This is a genomic window from Rhodococcus sp. D-46, assembly GCF_011290655.1.
Classification (GTDB): domain Bacteria; phylum Actinomycetota; class Actinomycetes; order Mycobacteriales; family Mycobacteriaceae; genus Rhodococcus_F; species Rhodococcus_F qingshengii.
Genome location: NZ_JAANTF010000007.1, coordinates 1 through 24,225 on the forward strand (window position 1 = coordinate 1; position 24,225 = coordinate 24,225).

A 24,225-nucleotide genomic window follows, 5' to 3' on the forward strand; every position below is an offset into this window, starting at 1 on the left:
TCGTTGCGGTCTTCGCAGGTAAGTGGAATGTCGTGCTGAGTTCGCTGGCTCAGCTCGGTGTCAATCTGATCGGTATCGTGCTCGCTGGAGTAGTTGTGCTGCTGCTGTTCTCGTTGCCCCGATCCGGCCGCCAATGGAAATCAGTCACGCGCCGGGACGCCAGGCCTGGCACATCGCCGTAGGCGCCTGACCCACTGCCGGAACTGGACTTTCGAGGCTTCAGGCTGACAGCTGTCTTGCGGATCGGTGGGAATGTCTGCGCCGACAAACGTCGCGACAAACAGATCCGGCATGCGAACTGTCGGATCTGGGTACCGCTGTCTGTACCGATCATGGCTTCCAGGCTGGTTGCAGCGACTGGAAAAGGGGATCAATCGAGACGCAACCGATTGGCCGCATGACTTCACTCAGACCCTTCGGACCTGCAGCGCCGACGGCTCTGCCGGAGGAAACGGCCTACCGCAGTGCTTGACAAGACTTGTCGAGATTCTCCTTGGTAGCGATGAAACATCTACGCAACGTAGATGCAACGTAACCAAAACTAGTGTTCTGGATCACACAGTGTTCGTGTGGTCGAGAGGCCTTTGGTCACGAATCTGTGGGCAGAACGGGTCCTGGTTCGCTACCGGTGGTGGATGAGGACAAGGTTCCGCGGGTTGAGCACACAGCTCGCGGAACCGCCCAACCACACGCCCCGACGAGGGCACCGGCCGACAGGAGTTCAGGTGTCCGTAGTTGCGGAAGTCTCGGCGATCGATTTCGCGGAGACCGAATTCGATTGGGCACAGCGATCGACGCTGATTCGTGAAGTCGACCCACTCGTTCCGGGGCCACCATCCTTGGCGATGTGTCTGAGCGAACCGACGCGCGGACTGGTCGACATCGCTTCACTGCTTCTCGCGGCTCCGTGGTTGCTTCGATCGCCGCGTGGGGACGGGCATCCGGTCCTCGTTCTCCCCGGATTGCTGACTTCGGACGTTTCGACTCTCGCCTTGAGGACATACTTGAGCTTTCTCGGATACCGGGTTCACGGTTGGAATCTGGGTCTGAACACCGGTCCGACGGCGACGGTGGTCGACGGACTGCCTGCCGCATTGGCCGAGGTAGCAGATCGATACGAGCAGAAGGTGTCGGTAATTGGCTGGAGTCTGGGCGGTATCTACGCTCGAAAGCTGGCGAGGGACCTGCCGGATTCGGTGCGTCAGGTAGTGACACTGGGAAGTCCTTTCGGTCTCACCAGTCTGGAGCAGACGAGAGTCGGATCTCTCTACGCTCGTTTGTCCGGCAATCACGCGATACTGCCTCCGGTCGACGGCATCGAATCCGAACAGGGATCGCCTATTTCCGTTCCCGCCACGTCGGTCTACTCCAGGCACGACGGTATCGTTCCATGGCAAGCGTGCTGTGAAACCTCGGCAGGCCTGTCGGAAAGCATTGCGGTGCAAGGCAGTCACATGGGGTTGACCCACAACCCGTCGGCGTTGTGGACCGTTGCCGATCGTCTGGCGCAGGACGTCGACAACTGGCAACCTTTTGCGGCTCCGAAACGGCTTCGACGCATGTTTCCCTGCTGAGGTGCGAAGCTGAGGTCCGAGGCCGGGGTGTGGGGGAGAACCCTGAGTCCGACGCGGGGACGGACTCGTACCTGAGGACACACCGCGTCGGAAAAGATGGGTCCATGGCCTGATGCGCACAGGTGGATCGGCAGCGGATAGTGGAGGTCGACGCGGATGAACCGCGAGTTCCGTTGAAAGGAAACAACACATGACCTCCCCGATGAATACCCGCAAGCTCACCCGCGCCCGCTCGGGAGCAATGTTCGGTGGGGTGTGCGCCGGAATCGCTCGGTACTTCGGTTGGAAGTCGTCGACTGTCCGCTTGCTGTTCGTACTCTCGTGCCTGCTGCCCGGCCCGCAGTTTCTGATCTACATCGTGATGTGGATTTTCATTCCTCGTGAGCAGATCTGACCGAACCGCTCAACGGCGGCGGTCTTTCAGGCATTGCTTGGCCTCGTGCAATTCCTCCGAACTCAGTGGAGGAAGGGGCAGTGCGTCACGGTGCAGGCCCTCCGTGCGTAGGCCGTCGAGCATTACCGAGAGGTATCGACGCCACACGGTCGGGTTGACGGGCTGAGCAAATTCGGTGACTGCGCCCACCATGAAGATGAGGCCGAACAGGTCCGTCGGTACGGCGTCGGTGCGCAGCATCCCGGCCTCCTGGGCCCGGTAGAAGATCCTCTCGACCGACGGTTCGATGATGGATCGTTGGCATGCGACTTGCTCGCATCCCTCGTCGGTTCCGTTCAGGACGTCTTTGAGTCCGCGGTTGACCGACATACGGCTGCAGGCGAATTCGGCAAAGGTGACAAGTCCGTCCCACGGATCCGGATTGGCAAGTGACGCGTCCGCGGCCGCTGCCATGTCGGCGAAGTTCTGCTGGAAGACTCCGTCGATCAATTCTTCTTTGCTGGCGAACCGCCGATAGACCGTTCCGACGCCGACCCCCGCGCGCCGGGCGACGTCGTCGAGTGTGACGTCGATCCCTTCTTCGGCGAACAATTCACGTGCGGCGTCGATGATCAACTGCCGATTACGTGCAGCATCGGCGCGAAGGGGGCGCTCCATTGCGGTACTCATGTCCCCACTCTACCCGCCAAGTGGAGACAGCCTCTCCGTTTTCGTGTAGCGTTTTTGCTAACCGGAGAAGCCATCTCCGCATAGGTTGGGCGAGGGACTATGTCAGACATTGCTGAACGGACTGAATTCGAGCAGTCCTCAGCGCCTTCAGGGGACAACCACGCAAAGCGGTGGCTGGTTCTCGCGGTTCTGGGAATTGCGCAGCTGATGGTGGTCTTGGATGCCACCATCGTCAACATCGCGCTGCCTGCTGCGCAGCGCTCACTGGAGTTCGGTGATTCGGACCGCCAGTGGATCATCACGGCATACGCATTGGCGTTCGGCAGTTTGCTGCTACTCGGCGGTCGATTGAGCGACTTGTTCGGGCGCAGGCGAACTTTCATCGTCGGCCTGATCGGCTTCGCAGTCGCTTCCGCCATCGGTGGCGCAGCCGTCAACTTCGAAATGCTTGTTGCCGCTCGTGCCGGCCAAGGCGTATTCGGTGCGCTCCTTGCCCCGGCAGCCCTGTCGCTGCTGTCCGTGACATTCACGGATCCAGGTGAGCGTGCCAAGGCGTTCGGTATCTTCGGTGCCGTTGCCGGCGGTGGTGGCGCCATCGGACTGCTGCTCGGCGGCGCACTCACCGAGTGGGTCGACTGGCGCTGGTGCCTCTTCGTGAATCTCTTCTTCGCGGCGATCGCTCTGGTCGGAGCAGTCCTGTTGCTCGCGCCGCACACCAGTGACTCGCGACCCAAGCTCGACATCCCCGGAACGATCCTGGTGTCGATCAGCTTGTTCAGCATCGTCTTCGGATTCTCGAAGGCCGAGTCGGACGGGTGGAGTGCAACTCCCACTATCTCGTGGCTCGTTGCCGGCGTCGTGTTCATGGCGGCGTTCATCTACTGGCAGACCAAGTCCGAGCACCCACTTCTTCCGCTGCGGGTGGTCCTCGACCGAATCCGGGCTGGCTCGTACCTGGCGATCTTCCTTTCCGGCGCAGGCATGTTCGCAGTCTTCCTGTTCCTGACGTACTACATGCAGCTGATCCTCGGGTACAGCCCGATCATGACCGGCCTCGCATTCATGCCGATGGTGTTCGGAATCGTGACAGCGGCAACGCTTTCGACAGCGGTTTTGCTGCCGCGCGTCGGTCCGCGAGTGCTGATCGTGAGCGGAATGGTCATCGCGGCGATCGGAATGACTCTGCTGGCCCAGATCTCGGTGGACAGCGCCTATGCAGTCCACATTCTGCCGGGGCTCGTCGTCACCGGACTCGGCATGGGCAGCATTTTCGCCCCGTCGATGCAGGGAGCAACTTCAGGCGTGCATCACGAAGATGCCGGCGTCGCATCTGCCACGGTCAACACGATGCAGCAGGTGGGCGGCTCGATCGGAACTGCACTGCTCAGCACGATTGCCGCCTCGGCTTCCACCAACTACCTGGTGGGCCGCGAGATGAATCCGCTGACTCAGGCGCAGGCCGCCGTCGAGAGTTACACCACGACGTTCTATTGGGCCGCAGGCATATTCGCGGTCGGCGCGGTCTTGACCGGACTGGTTCTTCGGAGTGGACTGCTTCCGGATTCGCCGGAAGGTGAACCGGTAATCGCCCACTGACAGCAAATTTCGGGGTCGACGCCGCAATGGCGTCGACCCCGAAATCGACTCAGCAGTTCTTCCCGGGCGTTGCCTGAAACCGATGAAGGACGTGATCGAGTTGCTCGGAGGACAGCGCCGGCACGGGCAGTTCCCGATGGTCGGTGCGGGACGCGCAGAGTCCGTCGATCATGAACCCGAGTGCGCGGCGGTAAGCCTGAGGGGCCTCGTCGCCACCGAACTTCTGGGCCATCTTGACGACCTGCATGAGAAGTGGAATGTCGTTGACTTCGAAGTCGCTGCGCAGGGTGCCCTGTTCCTTGGCGCGATTGACAAGTACCGCAGTGTGTCGAGCGATCCCGGCGCGCGCGCGAGCGAAGGTGTCGGACGTGAAGCGTCCGTCCATCAGGAGATCGCCGAATCCGCGGTTGTCTGCCATGCGCAGAGAGATCACGTCGAGAAAGTAGACAAGACCTTCCCAGGCGTCGGGCATCTCTCGGGCGGTGGCGGCGATCGTTTCGATCTCGGAACACCGCGTGTCGAACAGTGCCTGGATCAGTTCGTCCTTGCTGGCGAAGCGGCGATAGACGGTGCCGACGCCGACGCCGGCGTGCTTCGCGACGTCTGCCAGCGTGGCGTCGAGTCCTTGGGCAGCGAACACCTCGCGAGCGGAGTTGAGGATGCGCTCGAGGTTGGCCTTGGCGTCGGACCGAAGGCGCGGCTGTGAGCAGTCGGCCGAGGTCCCCGCATGAGAAGCGTCGGGGTGTGTTGTCGGCATCCTCACAGTCTACGGCACTAAGCGGAATGATCGATTCCGTTAGTGCTATATTACTAAGCGGAACGTGTGGTTCCGATTGTCCGTATGAGAGAAGCCGATATGAGCACGTCTGACATCTGGGTCGGGAGCAATCCGATCTCGATGGTGGGTACGCGGAGTGCAGGTTTCGCGGCAACGAGGCTTCGCGCTCTTGCCGGCGACGGCGCCTTTGCTCAGCTCGTTCGTTTTGCCCTCGTCGGCGGAGCCAGCAACATCTTGTACTTTGCCGCTTTTCTGGCGCTGCGCGGTGACGGAGCGCTGGTCGCCAACGCAGTTGGTGCAGTCTTGAGCACCATTCTGGCCAACGAACTGCATCGCCGGCTCACCTTCCATGCCGCGGATCGCGTCAACTGGTTCACCGCGCAGTGGGAAGGCGGTGGACTCGCACTGGTCGGGTTGATCGCCAGTTCTGCCGCCATCAGTGCGCTCGGCTTCCTTCTCCCGGGCGCCGACGGGCTTCTTCAAGCCGGGCTTGTGATCGCCGTGAGCGGAATTGTCGGTGGCCTGCGATTCGTCGCCCTTCGCGGTTGGGTGTTCTGAGCGGTTCTCGAATTCGGATCGGACTCGGCTCGTAGGGAACACTGAGACCCATGAGCCTTTCGATAGCCGACTCCGGCATCCGTCTGGCTGTGCTCTGCATCGTCATGGCACTTGTCGCCACGCTCGTCTACCGATTCACCTATCTCGGTAGCGTTCGGGTGGTCCCCGGTGCCCTCGCTCGTGGCGCTCTTCAGCTGGCTGCGATTTCGTTGATCCTTGCCGCCGCCTTGGCCCACATCTGGTCGGCGCTCCTCGTGCTCGCCGGCATGTTCGTTGCGGCGTCTTTCACCGCGGCACGACGCTCGAACGCGGGGACGTCCGGAGTTTGGCTGACCATCGCGTTGGCGTCGGGAATCGGTGTGGTTCTGCCACTGATGCTGCTGTCCGGAGTGGTTCCGCTGCAAGGCGTCGCTCTGGTGCCGATCGGCGGCATTGTTCTGGGTGGCGCGATGACTGCAACATCGATGGCAGCCAAACGCGGACTCGACGCCGTCGACGACCGGTACGGGGAAGTGGAAGCAGCACTGAGCCTTGGATTTTCCCAACGAGATGCGCGGTGGGAGGTAGCCCGCACCGCTGCCTCCGATGCTCTGCTGCCTGGAGTCGACCAGACGCGCACCGTCGGCCTCGTGACATTGCCCGGAGCCTTTGTCGGTGTGTTGCTCGCGACGGGATCGGCCGTTCAGGCCGGTGCTGTGCAAATTCTTGTATTGGCAGGGTTGTTGTTGGCACAAACCTGCTCGGTGGCCGTGGCGTTGGAACTTGTCGCCCGCGGTTTCGTCTTTCGAGGTCAAGCTGTCAGGCCTGCGCGAGTTCGTTGATCTTGTCGCTGCGAAGGACGCGGCCGGGAAGATCGGGGGTGTTTGCCGCGAGGGTGATCATTGCCCTGCCGATGTTTTCACTGGTGGTCACGCTGCTGGGCCACACCCTGCGTAAGAGTGGGTGGAGAGGCACGGAGATTTGATACGACCGTGTCGATTCGTGAATCGTCCATTTATTCGACCAGCACTCTGTTGCCGACCATCACAACGGAACGGACTGGAGATCATCCGGCCGGAATGGCCAACTGAACGCTTGACCTGCAATTATGAGTCCATTTTGATCCGACTCGCGACTAAAGTCCCTACAAACCGGCTGGACGGTCGGCTGAAAATAGTTTTATGGACGAAGGAGTTGATGAAATACACGTTCTCGGATCGGAGTCCGCCGGTCGAATGGTAGAGGCGTCGGCGATCATCGTTCTCGGTGCGCTCTGTGCAGTAGTCGCAGGTTCGGGTGTGTTCTTTGTCGTCGGATCGATTGGTGGCTTCGCCCGATTGCTCTACCTGGTTGTTCGTGGTCCGCTCAACTCTTGCTCGGTTCCGGCGTCGACTGTCGAGCTGGCGCCTTCGAGAACGTCATGTGGTCGTTGATGCTCCCGAACGTGGAGTGAAGACGATCAAGGATGTAGTTCTGACGCATGTTCCACGGTGACTTCGATCCCTGCTTCGGGAACTGTTCCACAGCACGCATGACGTACCCCGACGCCAGGTCCAGGATCGGCCGCTGGTCCATCTCTTCGCTCGCGTGCGGCACGCACTTCGAATAGCCGCGCTTGTCCATCTCCGTCAGCAGTCGGCAGACGTACATCGACGTGAGATCTGCTCGCAGAGTCCACGAGGCGTTGGTGTAGCCGACGCACATCGCGAAGTTCGGTACGTCGCTGATCATCATGCCCTTGTAGACGTAACGATCACCGAGGGTGACGGGTTCGCCGTCCACTTCGATCGACATCCCGCCGCACGCTTCCATCTTCAATCCTGTTGCAGTGACGATGATGTCAGCTTCGAGTTCGCGACCTGACGCGAGACGAATTCCGGTCTCGGTGAAAGTGTCGATGCGATCGGTCTCGATCGAGGCCTTGCCGGATCGGAGGGCTTTGAACAAATCGCCGTCCGGTACGACGCACAAGCGTTGATCCCAGGGATCGTAGGTGGGTGTGAAGTGAGGATCGAGTGGGATCTCTTCCGGGAGTTGGCGACTGATCGCGAGGTTCAGCAACCGCTTTGCACGCGCAGGACTGCGCCGGCACAGTTGGTAGAAACTCAGGTTCACTACGATGCTCTTCCATCGAGCGATGCTGTGCGCGAGTTGATTCGGCAGTACTGCGCGAATAATGTCCGATAATTTGTCGCTGGACGGCAGAGCCAGAATGTATGTCGGTGATCGCTGGAGCATCGTGACGTGGCTTGCGTCCCGTGACATCGTGGGGACCAAAGTGACTGCGGTGGCGCCGCTTCCGATCACAACGACCTTCTTGTCGGAGTAATCGAGTTCTTCGGGCCAGAACTGCGGGTGCACAACCTCGCCGGCAAACGATTCACGTCCGGGGAAGTCGGGGGTGTATCCGCCCTCGTAGCTGTAGTAACCGCTGCAGAGATAGAGGAAGTTGCAGGTCAGTGTTTCGTCTTCGTCGCCGGTCGTGACCGTGACTGACCACGTCGAGTCCGCTGACGACCATGATGCGGCCGTCACCTTCCGGTTGTACCGAATCTTCTTGTCGATCCCGTTCTCTCGCGCGGTGTCGCGCACGTACCGGAGGATCGAATCACCGTCGGCGATTGCTTTGGCATCTGTCCACGGCCGAAACGGGTAGCCGAGCGTGAACATGTCGGAATCCGATCGGATGCCAGGGTATTTGAAGAGGTCCCAGGTTCCGCCACTGTTCGCACGGGCCTCGAGGATTGCGTACGACTTGCCGGGAAGCTCGGTCTGGAGTCGATACGCAGCACCGATGCCGGACAAGCCGGCGCCGACGATCAGGACATCGAGGTGTTCGGTGCTCATCAGTTCGGACTCCGTATCGATCGTGTGGGGCCACCGGGCAGACTAAGTGTTCGATCTCCACACTACTGAACGATGCTCAGTAAGGCGAGGGTGACCATGTGATCGTCGGCGGTCGGATAGCCGCACACAGTGGTTTACCTGCGGCGTCGGTGAGGCCGAGGTCTCCGTGGAGCATGCCGGAAGCGTCGGCCTCCTCGGCGATGTGTTCGGGGATCGCGTCGAGCATCAGCTTTGCGCGCCGAAACATCTCGAACGTCTGGTCATCGGATACCGTCACCCAGGACAGGTAGATGAAGCGTCCGCGAGGTGGACCCTGGATGTATGGACCGAGTAAGTCCCAGGCACCGGACTTTCGCTCCAGACTCGCTGTCAGTTCCCATCGCACTGTCTCGGTATCTCCCGGTACGAGGTCGAGGATTTCGTGTGGCTTGCCTCGGCGCTGAACGCCGACGTGGATGTTGCTGCGCTCTTCGAAGGTTGCGGTTTCGGAACACTCACGTCCGGGCAGGCTGTGACCGGTGATGATGATCTGCATATCGACATCATGCTCTGCATAGGTCGGGAGGGGTTGGCGTGGTGAGTCGTTCGGGTAGAACCTCTGTTGCGGCCGTGGTGGCGAGCATTCTGTTGTCGGGTCTCGGGTGGGGGTCAGGTGTTGCAGTGGCGACGGCGGACGAACCGGAAGTCGCGGGCGCGCTGGAGTCCTATGGCGAACTCTCGGCCGCAGTGTTTCCGGTCGGCGCCGGTGAGACGCAGCGGGTCGTCTATCGAACTCTGCGTACCGCTGACAGATGGGGAGAGTCGTCAGGGTCCGTGTTTCTGCCGGAAGGCGCCCCACCGGCGGGCGGTTGGCCCGTCATCTCCTATGCCCACGGAACTTTGGGCAGTGCGGATCAGTGTGCACCCTCGTCGACCGGATTCGGTCCGGGCGAGATCGAACCGATCGAACGCTGGTTGGAGCAGGGGTACGCGGTGGTCGCTACCGACTACTCGGGAGTTGGTACCGACGGGGTGCTGGCCTATCTCGACGGACATGCCGCCGGCGCGAATGCCGTCGACATCGTGCGGGCCGCGCACGAGTTGTACGGCAATGTGCTGAGTCCGCGGTGGATGGTCGCGGGTTTGTCCGAAGGTGGTCATGCGGCGTACTTCGCGGGACACGATGCCACCACTCGTGCGCCGGAATTGGATTTCCGTGGCTCGGTTGTCGTCGCAGGCCCCACACACATGGAAGGGCTGTTTCCGTTGGGCGGCCCGCTGTTTCCCGACATCGGTATCACCGGGCTGGTGGGATATGCGCTGTACGTCCTGGCTGGGATCGACGATCAACGACCCGAAGAGAACATTCGCGAGGTTCTCTCGCCGCAGGGGATCGAGTGGATGGAAAAGGCTCGGACACTGTGCGCCGGAGATCTCGGCCGACACATTCGAGCCGAACGAATCCAGTTGAGCTCGTTGTTTTCTCGGTCAGTATGGACGCCGCGCATGTACGACCTGTTCCGCGAGATGATGCAGGTGCCGGTCGACGGCTACGACCGTCCACTGCGCGTGGTGCAGAGCGTGTCGGACACAACGGTTCCTGTCGCCCTTACCTGGGCGCAACTGGTCGACATGCGTTCGCGGGGAACGCAGTTCGAGTATCAAGAACTCGCCGGAATCAGCCACGGTCAAACGACGGTCGCTTCGATGGACCAGACCATGGAGTTCGTCGATCGATTGATGAGGTGATGTCCTGGTGGTGTGGTTGTCCAGGGTGGCTGTTCAGCGCATACGCCGCGGACCGTAATCGTGGCCACCGTTGGCGAACCACACGATTGCCGCAATCGCGTACAGGATGCAGACCAGGAGTAGTAGGCCGCCTGCGATCCACAGCGAGATCTGACCGAGCCGTTTCACTCGATCGGACGCATACCGCGACCCGGCCACATCGCCGTCAGCCCACAGCGGATACACGTTGAAGGCGTGCGTGAAAGCGGAGAAGGAAAGCGGCCAGAAGAACAGCAGCGAGACCACTGCCCAGCCCGCATTGACGGGTGGTCGAATCGGGTGCTGAGGAACGGATTGCTGGACAGTGGGTTGATCCGGGGTGGTCGTGGGGGCTCCTGACATGAGGTGGCCCTTTCGACGCTACTGCGATGGAGCTGAAGAATCACTGAAAAACGGTGTTCGGTGATGCGATGTGGATCAGCGGCGTAAGTGTGCTGGATCAGCCGCATTGCCAGTCGTGACCGCTGGTGGTGGTTCCGGGTCATTGTTGTGCAGACGAGGGGCGTTCACGTCAGCGCAACTCGATGCCGCTCCGCGAGCATCCTGGCTACCGGCAGGACGTCCTTTGCTGCCATCTCGATACGTTCGAATACCTCGGGGTTGAGGATAGTCGTTCCGTCGAAATCACCTGAGCTGAGATAGATCCCGACCGGAGCGGTCAGCGCTTGGAAGAAAGCGAACAGTGGCCGCAGGGCATGATCCAACACGAGAGCATGGCGGTCGCTGCCACCTGTAGCGGCAAGAATCACCGGAGTGTTGGCAAGCGCGTACTGGTCGACGAGATCGAAAAAATGCTTGAACATTCCCGTGTACGAACCGCGGAACACCGGTGACGCCGCGATGACGATATCGGCGGACTCGACTGCTGCCAGCGCTTCGGCGGTCACTGAGTCGACGTGATCGCGATCCAGAGCAGATGCAAGACCTGGAATCAGATCCACGATTTCGAAAACTCGTGTGTCGATCTGCTCGAAGTCTCCCAAGGTTTCGACGATCAGGTCGACGAGGGCGCGAGTCTTGGAGGGTTTTTGGAGGTTGCCGACAACGGCAACAATTTTGAGCGGTGTGCTCATCGAAACTCCTATTTTTGGGACGACTTCAGCGATTCGATTTCCTTACGCACAACGGGGGCTACTTCGGTGCCGAGGATCTCGATCGCCCGCAGCATGTCCTTCTGTGGCACGTTGCCGAACCCCATCTGGATCATGATGCGGTCATGATGGAACAGTTCGTACTGCGCCATCGTCTTGTCGATGATTTCCTGCGGGCCGCCGAGGAAGAACGCACCCGCGGTGGTTGCCTGCGCTTCATATGCCCTGCGCGGCATGGGAACTCCGTTTCCGCGCTGATGATGATTCTGCATCCACCCGGCCTGGAAGTACGGGTACGACGTGTCGAGTGCTGTTTGCTTCGAGGTATCGACAAATCCTGGCGAAGCAATCGAGACAGCCAGTTTCTTCGGATCGTGTCCGAACTCCGCTGCAGCCCTGCGGTATAGATCGACGAACGGTTCGAACTGTTGGTAACTTCCACCGATGATGGCCAGTGAGAGGGGCAGGCCCAGTTTCGCGGCACGGACGACAGAGGCCGGAGTACCTCCGACTGCGATCCACACCGGAATCTGACGGTCCGGGCGGGGCGTCACGTCACCGTCGATCAGTGGTGGGCGAAGTTGTCCTTCCCAGTTGATCGGGTTTTCGTCGCGCAGTTTCAGTAGTAGATCAAGCTTTTCGGCGAAGAGTTCGTTGTACTGGGACAAGTCGTACCCGAAGAGCGGAAATGACTCCGTGTACGAACCTCGGCCGGCAATGATCTCGGCACGGCCTTCGGAAAGCAGGTCGACTGTCGCGAACTGTTGGAACACACGTACGGGATCGTCGGAACTGAGTACGGTTACGGCGCTGGACAGCTTGATGTTGTCGGTAGCCTGAGCCATTGCCGCGAGCACAACGGCAGGGGCTGAGACTGCGAAGTCGGTGCGATGGTGCTCGCCGACGCCGAAGACATCGAGTCCAACCTGATCGGCAACGGTTGCCTGCTCCACCAAATGACGAAGGTGGACACCGGGATTCATCATCGCGCCGGTGGTGGGATCTGGGGTGAGTTCACCGAAATGGTAGACGCCCAATTCGAAAGCCATGTTGTTTCTCGCTATCTGTTCGTGGGGGTGATGGAAAGCTGTTCTACGTGCGCATCGCATGCGCCGCCTTGATTCGTGTGATGTGTGGCAAGTCGGGAGAAGAAGCGTTCGAGCACCGGAAGCTCCTCGGTTTCAATGAGATCGGAGAAGTATTCGGCGATCCCTCGCGTGTGTATGGCGGACGCTTTTCGAAGCGTCTTCTTGCCCGCAGGCGTCATTGACACCGTCACGACGCGTCGATCGTTTTCCGGGCGAACGCGCTCTGCCAGTCCTGCCTCGACCAATCGATCGACGACGCGCGTCACGCCACTGGTGGTGACCAGGACCAGTTCGGCCAGATCGCCCATTCGGATCGTGTTTCCCGGAGCTTCGTGCAGTCGGAGCAGAACGTCGTACTGGCCAAGGGTGAGCCCGGTGGTGGTTCGAAGATCCGCCTCCATCTTGCCGAGGATGACGCTGTGGGAGACGACGAGGTCGCGCCACACACGACCACGTACGTGTTCATCAGTTGTCATCGGTGACGCCCTCCATTTATTTGCGACCGCAAGTATTGCTTACTCAAATAATACGCGTGTGACGGTCGAACTATTCCTTGCTCTTATTTGCGCTGGTAGCGAGGTATTGACTCGAACGCATGTTCGAGTATAATTTGGGGAGGGGATCGGGGGATTCAATGAGTGTCTTGTTGTCGGACGTGGTGTCTGGTTCTGCGGTGGGGTTACGCGGACGCCTGTGGCAGTTGACTGCTGCCGAGTTGCGCGCTGCTGCGGTGTCGGCGAGTGCGGAGATTCTGCGCCTGGAAGCCGTTCGAGTGGCGGTGGTGGACGAGTTGTCGTTGCGCCCGGATGATCAGGTGATCGCGAGCCGCGGTGTGGGGTCCTGGTTGGCGGCGAACACGATGCTGCAGGTTCGGGACGGGAAGAAGATCGCCGCATTGGGTGCGGCTTTGCGGCCGTTTCCGGCGGTGGCGGCTCGGTTCGATTGCGGGGACTGCTCCTTCGAGCATGCCGTGTTGATCGTGGCGTTCTGCGAGTCACCACCGAAGGGCATGCCGGAGGAGGCATTACCGAAGTGTATCGATTTGTTGTTGGCTGCTGCGTCGGGTGTGGAGGCGACGACGACGAAGGTGCGGAACGTGATCGCGACGTTGGAGCGGTTGTTCGAATCGGATGAGATCCCGCCCGCCGAGGATGTCGATCTCAATGAGTTGCGGATCGCGTCGACGCTCAATGGCCGGGTGGTGGTGCGCGGCGATTTCGACGCCCTGACCGGTGAAATGCTGCTGTCGGCATTGTCGAATCTGACGATGCCCACCCCGGCACCGGATGGAACCCCGGATTCTCGGTCGACGGCGAAGCGCACGGCGGACGGGTTCGCCGAACTGATCCGCCGTTACCTGGACTGCGCGAAAACCGGTACCGATGGTGGTCAGCGTCCGCACGTGAATGTGCACATCAATGCTCGGGATCTGGCGGAGCATCGGGACTGCGCCGCAACACCCTCCACTGCTGATGACGGAATGGCTGTGTCGGATCTTGATGTCGGGCACATGCCCTGGCTCGGGCCACTGTCCGTGTCACAGACCCGACTTCTCGGCTGCGACTGCTTCCTCTCCACCGTTCTGCTCGACGATCACGGCGCACCGCTCGATGCGCAACCAGGAAAGAGGTTGGTCAACGCCGAACAACGCGTCGCGTTGATCGCCCGAGACAAGGGCTGCGCCTTCCCGGGCTGCACGTGCGTGCCGGCGTGGACTGATGCGCACCATATCCGGCACTGGGCGAACGGTGGCCCGACGGTGATGAACAACCTGGTCCTGCTGTGCCGTTCACACCACCGGCTGATGCACCGAAAATCAGGGTTCGTCGGGAAATGGGAAATCCGAATCGGAGTCGACAACAAACCCTGGTTCATCCCGCCGCCCTCGATCGACCCCGGACAGCAACCCAGGCCGGCGAACACCACCTTCAAAACCTGAGAGGTCAAACCTCTTTGGCGACAACAGAACACGGACCGAGCACCGCATCGAAGGGATCCTCCGATGCGGTGCCAACCGGCCGTGGAGGAGTCGAATCAGTGCTTCGAGCGCTTGTGGCGGTACATCTCCGCATCGGCCGTATCCCAAGTCTCGGAAAGGCTTTGGGTCATGGAAAAGTCGGCTCGACCGATCGAACAACAGACGTCGGCATTCCGGAACGCCTTCTCCAAACACTCGAGCAGGTAGTCGACGGCGCGCGGCTGTGTATCGGGCAGAGCGATTCCGAACTCGTCTCCGCCCAACCGTGAAACCACCGCACCAGGGTGCGCGCATGCTGCCAAGATCTTGCCGGCCCTTTGAACGTATTCGTCGCCCGCGGCGTGGCCGAGTTCGTCGTTGATGGTCTTCATGCCGTCCAGATCGACGATGATGATAGCTCCCGGATCGGCGAATTGGCGGTACCGAGTTTGCTCGGCCTCGAGGATGCGATTCCACCCGCGCCGATTGAGAAGACCTGTCAACGGGTCGGTCTCGGCATCGAGTTGCGCAGTTTCGGCCAGTCGGACTGACTGCGCGCGCTGATAGTCGACATCGAGAATGGTTCCGAGAAGTCGGCACAGGAGATTGAGGAGGGCTAGGTTGTCCTCGAGCGCGGAGTCGCCCGCACTCGGGTCGGCGCCACACAGAGTGCCGAAGAGACTGCCGTCGTTGTGGAGGATTGGGATGCTGACGTATGCGCCAATGCCTTCCCATCTGCCATCACGGGACAGTGCGCGCACGAGCGCGCGATTCGATGAGACTGGCGGCGCATTTCCGAGTACCACCTCGCTGCACATGGTGTTTGGCCAAGCCCGGGTCTCGCCGACTTCGATGTGAAGTGGGTTGGGTGAGACGGTGAGAAAGATTTGATTGGACCCGTCGAACCGCGTGATCGACCACAGTGCCAGCGGAAGATATTCGTCGAGGTAGGACACGACCGAGCGACTTGCGTCGTCGAAATTCGTCAGAGGTGGCAAGAGTGGCAACATCGGGATGGTGCGCGTCTGGCCGTGCGGCATTTTGACCTCCTGATCGACCCTAGGATTCTGTCGATGTTCAGGCTCTTGGTCCCGCGTGCGACAAATCTTCCACGAACAGTCTGCCTCGAGAATCCTCGCGATTGCTGAAAGTGTGCTGTGATTCTTCCGACCGCGGGGCCGTGGATTCTTTGGTGGCCAGCTAATCTTCCGGTATGGAGCTGGCGCGTGGAGCGAACACAGTCGTTGAGGGAACTTCGCTGAAGGTGGCGGTGAACGGTAGCGCCCCGGGCACGGTAGACCTGATGGTGTTCCAGCTCGACGAACGGAACAAAGTACGGGACGACGCAGATTTTGTCTTCTTCAATCAGCCGGTCTCACCCGAAGGCGCGGTGCGCTTGGAGTCCGGCGGCGTCATCGAAATCGACATTGCGAGGTTGCCCGCTGACATCCATCAGCTGAGTGTTGCCGTGGCACTTGATGCGGCGGCAAACGGAACCCTGTCTGCTGTCGGGGGCCTTGGGGTCGTGGTGGAGCAGGTTGGTTCCACCGCCATCGTGGCTCAGGCTTTGGGGTTGACGAGTGAGAGAGCAGCGGTTCTCGTCGAGATCTATCGCCGCGGCACGGGCTGGAAGCTGCGAAACGTGTCAGCTGGCTGGGACAGCGGATTGGCGGACCTGGTAACAGCATTCGGCGTTTCGGTCGACGAGGAACCGCCGGCTCGACCCGCCGGCTCTGCTGAATCGACAGGCGGTATCCGGACCGTGCCCGACGAAGCCAAACTCTCCATGGTGAAGCGGGAGAAGCTGGACCTCCGAAAGCGCGAAGTGGCCAAGGTCCTGCTGACCAAGGGTGGCAACGGAATTCGGGCACGGGTGGTCCTGGTGATCGACAAAACCGGAAGTATGGCCAAGCAGTACCGCACCAGAGTGGTGCATCGTGTTGTCGAACGCATGATTCCCGTTGCGATCCAACTCGATGACGACGGCAAGCTGGAGCCGTACTTGTATGCAGTCAGCTTCGTCAAACTTCCCGAGATCTCTGTCCATGACGCGGAAGAGTGGTCGGATACCTACCTGCACTTGCGCGGCTCGCACGGCGGATTCAACTACGACAAGATCGGCGCCGCAAATCGTGAAGTGCCGATCATGACTGAGATTCTTTCCGGCCTGACACGTGGTTCCGCGCCGACGCTCGTCCTGTTCTTCACCGACGGAGGCTTCAGCGAGCGCAAGGAAATCACGAAATTGATGCGCGAAGCGTCTGGGCTCCCGGCCTTTTGGCAGTTCGTCGGAATCGGCAAGGCCAACTACGGAGTGCTGGAGAAGCTCGACGACCTCGACGGCAGGGTGGTCGACAATGCCGGATTCTTCGCGCTGGACGACATCGACACCGTCGACGACGCCCAGTTGTACACCCGTTTGCTGAGTGAATTCCCGGATTGGCACAAGGCAGCTGTAGCCGCGGGCATCACAACGCCGTGATTTAGCTGGTCGAAACCAACTGCGGTGCATTCTCTTTCAAGGATTCGTCGATGTGCGCCCAGGTGGAGTCTCTCGCGGTGGGGCCGGCAACGAGCCCGAGGTGACTTCCCGGCGCCTTCTCGAACCGGACCGACGGCGCGCCGGTGAGGACCGACGTGATTGCTTCCACCGAAGCGATGGGTGCAATCACGTCAGTGGTGCCGCCGATCGCGAGAACGGGAACGCTCAGAGCTGACAGTTTGATCTCGCGTCCGGCAAGCGTGACGGCGTCGTTGTAGAGATTGTTGCCGAGCATGAGTTGTTCGCAGATCTGCTGAAAAGCCTTGCCAGGGTATCCAGGCATGGCTGCCATGAACTTGTCTATCGATTCCATGCGAGCCAGTGTCTCGGTGTTGTGGAGGTTGCGCATGATGAACCATGGCTTGAGAACTTCGCGCTGCAACGCCGTCACCTTGTAACTCGCCTGAACGAGTGGAGCAGGTAGTCCGCCGACAAGATTGGTCGCGGACGTGAGTGGGGTGTCGCCCGTGTATTTGCCGATCAGCCTCAAGGGGCTGATAGCGGGAATCTTCGTGTAATCGATTGGCGTTCCGATTGCCGTGATCGATGCGATCGGCAGGTCGGAGTGAGCGGAGCCCGTGAGCAGAGACATGGTCCCGCCGAGGCTCCACCCGATCAGCGAAACCGGTGCGCCGTCGTGTAGATCCGAGATCGTACGGATCGCTTCGGGGATGATGTCGTCGACCCAGGCCTCGAAACCCATCCCGCGGTCGGAGTACCGCATGGTCCCGTAGTCGAGGAGGTAGGGCGTGTTCGCCCCATCCAGTAGGTGCGCGGCGAGGCTTTGGCCCGCACGAAGGTCGTAACAGTCGGCTGAAACCGCGAGGGGCGGTACGAGGAGAACCGGATTACCTCTTGGCCTCCACAATGCGCCGAAGCGATACAGATCGCGGTGTGGACCTTCGCTGATCAGTACGGACGGGGTGCGTTCGGTCTTCTCGACACCGTCGCCGAAGGAGAGTCCCCATGCATTGCGTGCTGCGGTGTCCAGCGTCGGACGCCACGTCGCGATCAAACCACTGATATCGAGCACTGGTTCCCCTCGGAGTCGAATCGGCGGACGGCCGAGTCAGCCGCGCTCGGTGTATGTTACCTGCCTTCACATACATCGATCTCGGGGGTGTAAAAACCCAGCTCGGCAACGGAGCCACCGTGCCGAGCTGGGCTGATCGGGGTGATATGGCAGTGATCGGGTGGGGACGATCAGGCGGGGACGATCAAGCCGGTCGAGGCTGTGGCCGTCGCGTATCGCTGTGCAACGTCTTCCCAGTTGATGACGTTCCAGTAGGCCTTCACGTAGTCGGCCTTGACGTTCTTGTACTGCAGGTAGAAAGCGTGCTCCCACATGTCGAGCATGAGCAATGGAACGATACCGATGCTGATGTTGCCTTGCTGGTCGGTGAGCTGCTCGATGACCAGGCGCTGCCCGACCGTGTCGTAGGCCAGTACCGCCCAGCCGGACCCCTGCAAAGTGGTTGCTACAGCGGAGAAGTGGTTGACGAATGCGTCGAAGGTGCCGAAGTGCTCGTCGATTGCGGCTGCCAACTCGCCCTCTGGCCGCTCACCGCCGTTGGGGGAGAGGTTCTTCCAGAAGATGGAGTGATTGGTGTGGCCGCCGAGGTGGAAGGCGAGGTTCTTGCTGAGCAGCGGCGCCTTCGCGGTGATCGTGCCGTCTTCGCGCGCAGCAGCCAACTGCTCGATTGCGCTGTTGGCGCCCGCCACGTACGTGGCGTGGTGCTTGCTGTGGTGCAGTTCCATGATCTCGCCGGAGATGTGCGGTTCGAGAGCGGCGTAGTCGTAATCCAGTTCGGGGAGAACGTATTCAGTCATGTGACATGCCTTCCTTTGAGGAAATGTTGTGAGTCGAGAGATTTCGATAGGTTCGATTGTGATAGACGAGCGGCGCTGACATGTGCTGCGGATCGATGACGTCGACGACGCGTGCAGTGACGATCACTGCGGCGCCACATGTAGTGGCATTCAAGGGAACCGCACGCAGGGCGTGGCCTGTCCCATGTAGGAACGGTTCACCCGTCGAGAGAAACGACCAGGGCATATCGTCTCCGAAGCGCACAGCGCCGCGGGTTGCGAACGTGGAAGCCAGTCGTTCGTTCGCCGAATTTGCCAGGTGAACAACAAAACTGCGGGCGGAAGCGATGACGCTCGCAGAGCCTCGCAACGACTGTAGTGAAAACGCCAGAACTGCAGGATCGGCGCTGATCGAGATCACCGACGATGACGTGATGCCGGCCGGGCCGTCATCGCCCGTTGCGGTGATGATCGAGACGCCGGCGGGATGGTTCCGGAACGCCTCGACGAAGGAGTTTCGGATGGACGGCTCCGCATCAACAGAGTCGCCCGAAACAGATTGGGTGCCAACCAGTTTTGTGGTCACTCCTCGCCCCTCTTCTGTCTCGGGTTTTGCTGCCGTTGCACTGTCTTGTGCAATACCGACGTTAAAACCTCGAGTGCAGTTGAGGTCAAGATGCTGTGGCGGACCTCACCGTCCGAGCTTGGCTGCCAGGCGTTCCATGTATCCGACAACCTCTTCGGGGCTCTTGTCCGGAGTGCCGAACATTGCTTCGGTGACACCGATGTCTTCCCAGTGGGCGAGCTTCTCCGAATCGGGTTTGCCTGCCAGGACGGTTATTTCAGGCTCGCCGACTCTACCTGCTTCGGCCCAGATCTTTCGGAGCAGTTCCACGTTTCCGTCGATCTCCTGCTCGATGGGTGTGGTGATCCACCCGTCGGCAGACTTTGCGATCCACTTGAAAGTCTTCTCGTTGCCGCCGCCGCCCAAGAGGATGGGAGGACGGGGCTTCTGAACTGGTTTGGGCCACGCCCAGCTGGGTCCGTACTTCACGAATTGGCCGTCGTACGACGCTTCTTCCTTCGACCACAGTTCGCCCATGGCTTCGAGATACTCGCGGAGTGCGGTCCGGCGTTTGTTGGGCGGTACGCCGTGGTCGGCGAGTTCCTCTGCATTCCAGCCGAATCCGACGCCGAAGACCACGCGTCCGCCGGAAAGATGGTCCAGCGATGCGATGGTTTTCGCGAGAGTGATCGGATCGTGTTCGAGGGGGAGGGCCACGGAGGTGCCCAATCGGATGGTGTTCGTGACCGACGCGGCGGTGCCGAGGGCAACCCAGGGGTCGAGTGTGCGCATGTAACGGTCGTCGGGCAATTCGGCCGACTGGGTTCCGGGGTGATCGGAATCCCTCGAGACGGGGATGTGAGTGTGCTCCGGAACGTAAAAGGCGTCGAATCCATTCGCCTCCGCAGCCTTTGCTGCATCGGCAGGGCGGATGCCGCGATCACTGGTGAACAGGCTGAGTCCGTAGCGCACTGGTTCTCCTTCGATGGTCCGTCGAAAAACTGTAACCTGTTGCATCTTCGTTCGGATAGGTTTCCAGCCCAGTAAATCGATTGCCGACGTGACCGGGGACGTGGTGAACTCGGGCGGACTTGTTGTGGGTCGAGAAGTGGATGCAGTAGAGGTGGATGCAGTAGTGATGGATGCAGCGGAGATGAATCGGTTGTCGTGGAATGCGGCGACCGTCGCTCACAACAGTCGCAAAGGAGACCAGGCACAGTTCTTTCGCAACGGCGGGTCGACCTTGTATCCGGAAGAACTGGCGCTGCTCGGCGAGATCGACGGCTCCTCGATTCTTCATCTGCAGTGCAATTCCGGTCAGGATTCGTTGAGTTTGGCCGCTCTCGGTGCCGCGGTGACCGGCGTCGACATCGCGGATTCCGCGATCGACTTCGCCCGAACCTTGTCCGCGGAATCCGGAATTGCCGCCGATTTCGAGCGTGCCGATGTATCTGCGTGGCTCCGCGCTGCTGCCGCTGGCCAGAGAAAGTTCGACCGAGTCTTTTCTTCGTACGGAACGGTGATCTGGTTACCCGATCTCGACGAGTGGGCCGAGGGGATTGCCGGTGTTCTCGCGCCGAACGGTCGATTCGTTCTGGTGGAGTTTCATCCGTTTGCCATGTGTTTCGACGAGAAGTGGTCGCTGACATACCCGTACGGAGGCGGGACTCCCGTGACCGAACCCCGTGGCGTGGGCGACTACGTGGCAGATTCGGCCGATCTCATCTTGCCAGGCGCTGAGGGAAACGGAGTCGAGAACTTCGAAAATCCTTTCCCCTCATGTGAATTCAACTGGTCCATTTCCGAGGTGCTAGGAGCTTTGCGGCGCGCCGGATTGACGCTCGAGTCCTTCGACGAGTACCCGTACGCCAACGGTTGGCAAGGATTCGAGGAGATGGCTGAACTCGGCGGCAAGCGTTGGGGAGTCCCGGCCGGACGACCCGAGATCCCGCTCATGTATTCGCTGTCGGTTCGCTTGGCCGACTGACGCCTATTTCCCCCGCATTTGCGGGTAATTGCAGACACAGGTAGTAATTACCCCCATGCCCTCGACGCCACTGACACGACGCATCGCCGTCGACCTGTGCCGTCTTGGTGCCAACTGCTGTTGCTGTTGATTCCTTCCGACTCTCCTGAGTGAGAATGGCGCCGCTCTGTGCGCCTTCGCCCCTGCATATGCGCCCGTTGCTGCATGTGTGCCGGAATTTTCCGTACGTCGAGGAAGAACAGCGATGTCGACTCCTGTCGAAGCAATAGAACCAACATCAGTCACGGAACCGAACCGTGAGCCGCGTCGGCCGTGGACTTCGAGTGCGACCACTGTCGGACTGCCGGTGCTTTCCGTGATCGCATTCTTGGCCCTGTGGCAGGTCGCTGCCGCGAGCGGCACCTGGAGTGAGACCTTCGTGCCGTTCCCGAGCACGGTCTGGCATGCCTTCGTCAACACGATGACCACGCACGACGGAGTGCGCGGCTACCAGGGTTACCTGCTCTGGGAGCACCTCTACATGACGCTGCGACGGGTGCTGGTCGGTGTGATCATCGGCGTCGGATTGGGCGTGATCCTCGGTTTGGCCATGGGATCGGTGACATGGCTGCGGAGCCTGCTCGAACCGTGGTTGACGTTCCTGCGCGCACTGCCGCCCCTGGCGTATTTCTTCCTGCTGGTGATCTGGCTGGGAATCGACGAGGCGCCGAAGATTACATTGCTGGCGCTCGCTGCTCTTCCGCCGGCAGCGGTGGCCACCACAGCTGCTGTGGTCGCGGCGCCGGTCGGACTGGTCGAAGCGGCCAGGGCCCTGGGAGCCTCACGGGCGCAAGTGATCCGGGACGTCGTCGTCCCGTCGGCCTTACCGGAAACTTTCACGGGCATTCGGCTGTCGGTAGGTATGGCGTACTCGTCGGTGGTCGCGGCCGAACTGTTCAACGGCGTCCCCGGAATCGGCGGAATGGTCAAGGATGCAAGCAATTACAACAACACACCGGTCGTGCTGGTGGGGATCTTTGCCATCGGATTCTCCGGCCTGATCATCGACGGACTGCTGCGGGCTGCAGAGCGCCGCGCCGTTCCCTGGAGGGGAAAAGTATGACTGACAATCAGAAACACGCCAGCAGCAATCTGAAGCGCAGCAGTAATTCGACGCCCAATGAAGGAAGGGCTGCCCGGACGGCGTTCACGGTGCTGATCGGCGTCCTTGCCCTTGTTCTCGGTGCGTGCTCGGTGGATCATTCGGGCCAGGATTCGTCCAAGGAAACAATCCGTATCGCTTACCAGTCGTTCCCGAGCGGCGACTTGATAGTCAAGAACAATCGCTGGCTCGAAGACGCACTGCCCGAGTACAACGTGAAGTGGACGAAGTTCGATTCGGGAGCCGACATCAACACCGCCTTCATCGCCGGTGAAATCGATTTCGGCGCAATCGGTTCGAGTCCGGTTGCTCGTGGACTCTCGGCACCGCTGAACATTCCGTACCAGGTCGCGTTTGTTCTCGACGTGGCCGGCGACAACGAAGCCCTGGTGGCGCGCAACGCAACCGGAATCAAGACCGTCGCAGATCTGCGCGGCAAGAAAGTGGCCACGGCATTCTCCTCGACCGCGCACTACAGTCTGCTGGCAGCGCTGAACCAGGCCGGACTCAGTGCCGACGACGTCCAGTTGGTGGATCTCCAGCCGCAAGCATCCCTCGCAGCCTGGCAGCGCGGTGACATCGATGCCGTCTACACCTGGCTGCCCACGCTCGACGAACTCCGTAAGGACGGAACACAGTTGATCGCCAGCCGTGAGCTCGCGACAGCAGGAAAGCCGACACTCGATCTTGGTGTGGTGTCGACTGCGTTTGCCAAGGATCACCCCGAGATCGTCGACACCTGGCGCCAGGTTCAGGCCCGCGCGCTCACGACGATCGCCACTGATCCGAACGCGGCAGCGGAAGCTGTTGCCGCACAATTAGGCGCCTCGAAGGACGACGCGGCAGCGCAGTTGAAACAGGGTGTGTTCCTCACTCCGGAGCAGATCTCTTCGCCGGAATGGTTGGGCACCGAGGGCGCTCCCGGGAATCTGGCAGTGAACCTGCAGAGTGCAGCGCAATTCCTGGCCGAGCAGAAGCAGATCGACAGTGTGCCTGATCTGGCGGTCTTTCAGAATGCTCTCTATGTGAAGGGGCTTCCCGATGTCCTTGACCAGTAGCGTGACCGCACAGCAGGCCTCGGGAGGATTCGCCCCCGACCGCCCGGGCGCGATCCGAATCGACACCGTCTCGCACAGGTACGGCCACGGTCGAGAGTCCGTCACGGCACTCGGGCCCGTATCGATCGACGTCACACCTGGTGAGTTTCTGGTTCTCGTCGGAGCGTCGGGTTGCGGCAAGAGCACATTGCTGCGGCTGATCGCGGGTTTCGAAAATCCTTCCAGTGGAACGGTTCAAGTCTCCGGATCCGATCCGATTCCCGGGTCGAGTGCGGGAGTGGTGTTTCAGCAGCCACGGCTCTTTCCGTGGAAATCGGTGGGCGGCAACATCGATCTGGCACTCAAATACGCCGGCGTTGCGAAGAGCGAACGCGGGCAAAGGCGTGACGAGCTTCTCGACCGCGTCGGTCTGGTCGGCACTGCGGACCGGCGTATCTGGGAAATCTCCGGCGGGCAGCAGCAGCGGGTGGCAATTGCTCGTGCCTTGGCGGCGGAAACGTCGTTGCTCCTGTTGGACGAACCCTTTGCCGCGCTGGACGCCCTCACTCGCGAGCGTCTGCAGGAGGACCTGCGCAGTGTCAGTGCCGAATCGGGGCGAACAAGTGTCTTCGTCACTCACAGTGCCGACGAGGCGGCCTTTCTCGGCTCCCGCGTCGTAGTTCTGACAAGCCGACCGGGCAAGGTCGCGCTCGACCTGAAAATCGATCTGCCACGAACCGGCGTCGATCCCGACGATCTCCGAGGCTCACCCGAATACGCGGCATTCCGAGCCGAAGTCGGCCATGCGGTCAAGGTTGCAGCTGCAGCGTAGGTACCCTGCGCGTC

25 protein-coding genes and 1 pseudogene are annotated in these 24,225 nt (G+C 60.8%); 13 read left to right on the forward strand and 13 right to left on the reverse strand.

Annotated elements, in window-relative coordinates:
* From G9U53_RS18275 to G9U53_RS18285, 3 genes and pseudogenes are all read left to right on the forward strand, one after another.
* Positions 1 to 182: pseudogene (locus tag G9U53_RS18275) on the forward strand (DUF389 domain-containing protein); the annotation flags it as partial.
* A gap of 543 nt (positions 183 to 725) precedes the next feature.
* Entirely contained in the window at positions 726 to 1,574 is an 849-nt protein-coding gene (locus tag G9U53_RS18280) for an alpha/beta hydrolase (protein WP_020970664.1), read from the forward strand.
* A gap of 190 nt (positions 1,575 to 1,764) precedes the next feature.
* The gene (locus G9U53_RS18285) at positions 1,765 to 1,968 is read left to right on the forward strand and encodes a PspC domain-containing protein (protein WP_003939828.1); all 204 of its coding nucleotides are present in this window, start codon (positions 1,765 to 1,767) and stop codon (positions 1,966 to 1,968) included.
* A 9-nt stretch (positions 1,969 to 1,977) separates the two neighbouring features.
* Here the strand turns inward: G9U53_RS18285 and G9U53_RS18290 are convergent, their stop codons facing one another.
* Positions 1,978 to 2,637, reverse strand: coding sequence for a TetR/AcrR family transcriptional regulator (locus G9U53_RS18290; RefSeq protein ID WP_080712681.1), 660 nt, complete (start codon positions 2,635 to 2,637; stop codon positions 1,978 to 1,980).
* Positions 2,638 to 2,736: 99 nt separating this feature from the next.
* Between G9U53_RS18290 and G9U53_RS18295 the strand changes: the two genes are divergently transcribed.
* Positions 2,737 to 4,233, forward strand: coding sequence for an MFS transporter (locus tag G9U53_RS18295; protein WP_165639028.1), 1,497 nt, complete (start codon positions 2,737 to 2,739; stop codon positions 4,231 to 4,233).
* Positions 4,234 to 4,282: 49 nt separating this feature from the next.
* On the opposite strand, the gene G9U53_RS18300 is transcribed toward G9U53_RS18295, so the two are convergent.
* A complete protein-coding gene (locus tag G9U53_RS18300; RefSeq protein WP_007731468.1) occupies positions 4,283 to 4,990 on the reverse strand; it encodes a TetR/AcrR family transcriptional regulator in 708 nt (235 codons plus the stop codon).
* A gap of 141 nt (positions 4,991 to 5,131) precedes the next feature.
* Here G9U53_RS18300 and G9U53_RS18305 point away from each other — a divergent pair, with 141 nt between their 5' ends.
* Positions 5,132 to 5,569, forward strand: a complete 438-nt coding sequence (locus G9U53_RS18305; protein WP_020908979.1) for a GtrA family protein — start codon at positions 5,132 to 5,134, stop codon at positions 5,567 to 5,569.
* A 50-nt stretch (positions 5,570 to 5,619) separates the two neighbouring features.
* Positions 5,620 to 6,390, forward strand: coding sequence for an ABC transporter permease (locus G9U53_RS18310; RefSeq protein ID WP_007731470.1), 771 nt, complete (start codon positions 5,620 to 5,622; stop codon positions 6,388 to 6,390).
* A gap of 523 nt (positions 6,391 to 6,913) precedes the next feature.
* On the opposite strand, the gene G9U53_RS18320 is transcribed toward G9U53_RS18310, so the two are convergent.
* Entirely contained in the window at positions 6,914 to 8,395 is a 1,482-nt protein-coding gene (locus G9U53_RS18320) for an NAD(P)/FAD-dependent oxidoreductase (protein ID WP_058037727.1), read from the reverse strand.
* Between the two features lie 76 nt (positions 8,396 to 8,471).
* Positions 8,472 to 8,930, reverse strand: a complete 459-nt coding sequence (locus G9U53_RS18325) for a DUF5990 family protein (RefSeq protein ID WP_058037728.1) — start codon at positions 8,928 to 8,930, stop codon at positions 8,472 to 8,474.
* 38 nt (positions 8,931 to 8,968) lie between these two features.
* On the opposite strand from G9U53_RS18325, the gene G9U53_RS18330 reads away from it, so the two are divergent.
* The gene (locus G9U53_RS18330; protein ID WP_042922323.1) at positions 8,969 to 10,123 is read left to right on the forward strand and encodes a lipase family protein; all 1,155 of its coding nucleotides are present in this window, start codon (positions 8,969 to 8,971) and stop codon (positions 10,121 to 10,123) included.
* Positions 10,124 to 10,156: 33 nt separating this feature from the next.
* Here G9U53_RS18330 and G9U53_RS18335 read toward each other — a convergent pair whose 3' ends face one another.
* The 4 genes from G9U53_RS18335 to G9U53_RS18350 all read right to left on the reverse strand — a co-directional run bounded on the left by G9U53_RS18335 (position 10,157) and on the right by G9U53_RS18350 (position 12,817).
* Positions 10,157 to 10,504, reverse strand: a complete 348-nt coding sequence (locus G9U53_RS18335; protein WP_058037729.1) for a CD225/dispanin family protein — start codon at positions 10,502 to 10,504, stop codon at positions 10,157 to 10,159.
* A 164-nt stretch (positions 10,505 to 10,668) separates the two neighbouring features.
* Positions 10,669 to 11,235: an FMN reductase gene (gene msuE / locus G9U53_RS18340; RefSeq protein ID WP_007731485.1), complete on the reverse strand. Its 567-nt coding sequence runs from the start codon at positions 11,233 to 11,235 to the stop codon at positions 10,669 to 10,671.
* Between the two features lie 8 nt (positions 11,236 to 11,243).
* On the reverse strand, positions 11,244 to 12,302 hold the full coding sequence (locus G9U53_RS18345; RefSeq protein ID WP_054781093.1) for an LLM class flavin-dependent oxidoreductase: 1,059 nt from the start codon (positions 12,300 to 12,302) through the stop codon (positions 11,244 to 11,246).
* Between the two features lie 11 nt (positions 12,303 to 12,313).
* Positions 12,314 to 12,817 (reverse strand): MarR family transcriptional regulator, encoded by a 504-nt coding sequence (locus G9U53_RS18350; protein ID WP_058037731.1) that lies wholly within the window; start codon positions 12,815 to 12,817, stop codon positions 12,314 to 12,316.
* Positions 12,818 to 12,975: 158 nt separating this feature from the next.
* On the opposite strand from G9U53_RS18350, the gene G9U53_RS18355 reads away from it, so the two are divergent.
* Entirely contained in the window at positions 12,976 to 14,280 is a 1,305-nt protein-coding gene (locus G9U53_RS18355) for an HNH endonuclease signature motif containing protein (protein ID WP_058037732.1), read from the forward strand.
* Positions 14,281 to 14,375: 95 nt separating this feature from the next.
* On the opposite strand, the gene G9U53_RS18360 is transcribed toward G9U53_RS18355, so the two are convergent.
* Entirely contained in the window at positions 14,376 to 15,338 is a 963-nt protein-coding gene (locus G9U53_RS18360) for a sensor domain-containing diguanylate cyclase (protein ID WP_058037733.1), read from the reverse strand.
* A 173-nt stretch (positions 15,339 to 15,511) separates the two neighbouring features.
* Here G9U53_RS18360 and G9U53_RS18365 point away from each other — a divergent pair, with 173 nt between their 5' ends.
* The gene (locus G9U53_RS18365) at positions 15,512 to 16,780 is read left to right on the forward strand and encodes a VWA domain-containing protein (RefSeq protein ID WP_065351361.1); all 1,269 of its coding nucleotides are present in this window, start codon (positions 15,512 to 15,514) and stop codon (positions 16,778 to 16,780) included.
* Position 16,781: 1 nt separating this feature from the next.
* Here the strand turns inward: G9U53_RS18365 and G9U53_RS18370 are convergent, their stop codons facing one another.
* From G9U53_RS18370 to G9U53_RS18385, 4 genes are all read right to left on the reverse strand, one after another.
* Positions 16,782 to 17,873: an alpha/beta fold hydrolase gene (locus tag G9U53_RS18370; protein WP_165639029.1), complete on the reverse strand. Its 1,092-nt coding sequence runs from the start codon at positions 17,871 to 17,873 to the stop codon at positions 16,782 to 16,784.
* 170 nt (positions 17,874 to 18,043) lie between these two features.
* On the reverse strand, positions 18,044 to 18,670 hold the full coding sequence (locus tag G9U53_RS18375) for a superoxide dismutase (protein ID WP_003940303.1): 627 nt from the start codon (positions 18,668 to 18,670) through the stop codon (positions 18,044 to 18,046).
* On the reverse strand, positions 18,663 to 19,235 hold the full coding sequence (locus G9U53_RS18380) for a flavin reductase family protein (RefSeq protein WP_007733780.1): 573 nt from the start codon (positions 19,233 to 19,235) through the stop codon (positions 18,663 to 18,665). Before G9U53_RS18380 ends, G9U53_RS18375 begins: the two co-directional genes overlap by 8 nt.
* 105 nt (positions 19,236 to 19,340) lie before the next feature.
* A complete protein-coding gene (locus G9U53_RS18385; protein ID WP_007733781.1) occupies positions 19,341 to 20,186 on the reverse strand; it encodes an LLM class F420-dependent oxidoreductase in 846 nt (281 codons plus the stop codon).
* An 88-nt stretch (positions 20,187 to 20,274) separates the two neighbouring features.
* On the opposite strand from G9U53_RS18385, the gene G9U53_RS18390 reads away from it, so the two are divergent.
* The 4 genes from G9U53_RS18390 (at position 20,275) to G9U53_RS18405 (ending at position 24,211) form a co-directional block, all read left to right on the forward strand.
* Entirely contained in the window at positions 20,275 to 21,201 is a 927-nt protein-coding gene (locus tag G9U53_RS18390; protein ID WP_058037735.1) for a class I SAM-dependent methyltransferase, read from the forward strand.
* A 244-nt stretch (positions 21,202 to 21,445) separates the two neighbouring features.
* The gene (locus tag G9U53_RS18395; RefSeq protein ID WP_099697833.1) at positions 21,446 to 22,303 is read left to right on the forward strand and encodes an ABC transporter permease; all 858 of its coding nucleotides are present in this window, start codon (positions 21,446 to 21,448) and stop codon (positions 22,301 to 22,303) included.
* Positions 22,300 to 23,400: an aliphatic sulfonate ABC transporter substrate-binding protein gene (locus tag G9U53_RS18400; RefSeq protein WP_099697832.1), complete on the forward strand. Its 1,101-nt coding sequence runs from the start codon at positions 22,300 to 22,302 to the stop codon at positions 23,398 to 23,400. The genes G9U53_RS18395 and G9U53_RS18400 overlap by 4 nt, the downstream gene beginning before the upstream one ends.
* On the forward strand, positions 23,384 to 24,211 hold the full coding sequence (locus G9U53_RS18405; protein ID WP_081558371.1) for an ABC transporter ATP-binding protein: 828 nt from the start codon (positions 23,384 to 23,386) through the stop codon (positions 24,209 to 24,211). The genes G9U53_RS18400 and G9U53_RS18405 overlap by 17 nt, the downstream gene beginning before the upstream one ends.
* The last annotated feature ends 14 nt before the right edge of the window (positions 24,212 to 24,225 follow it).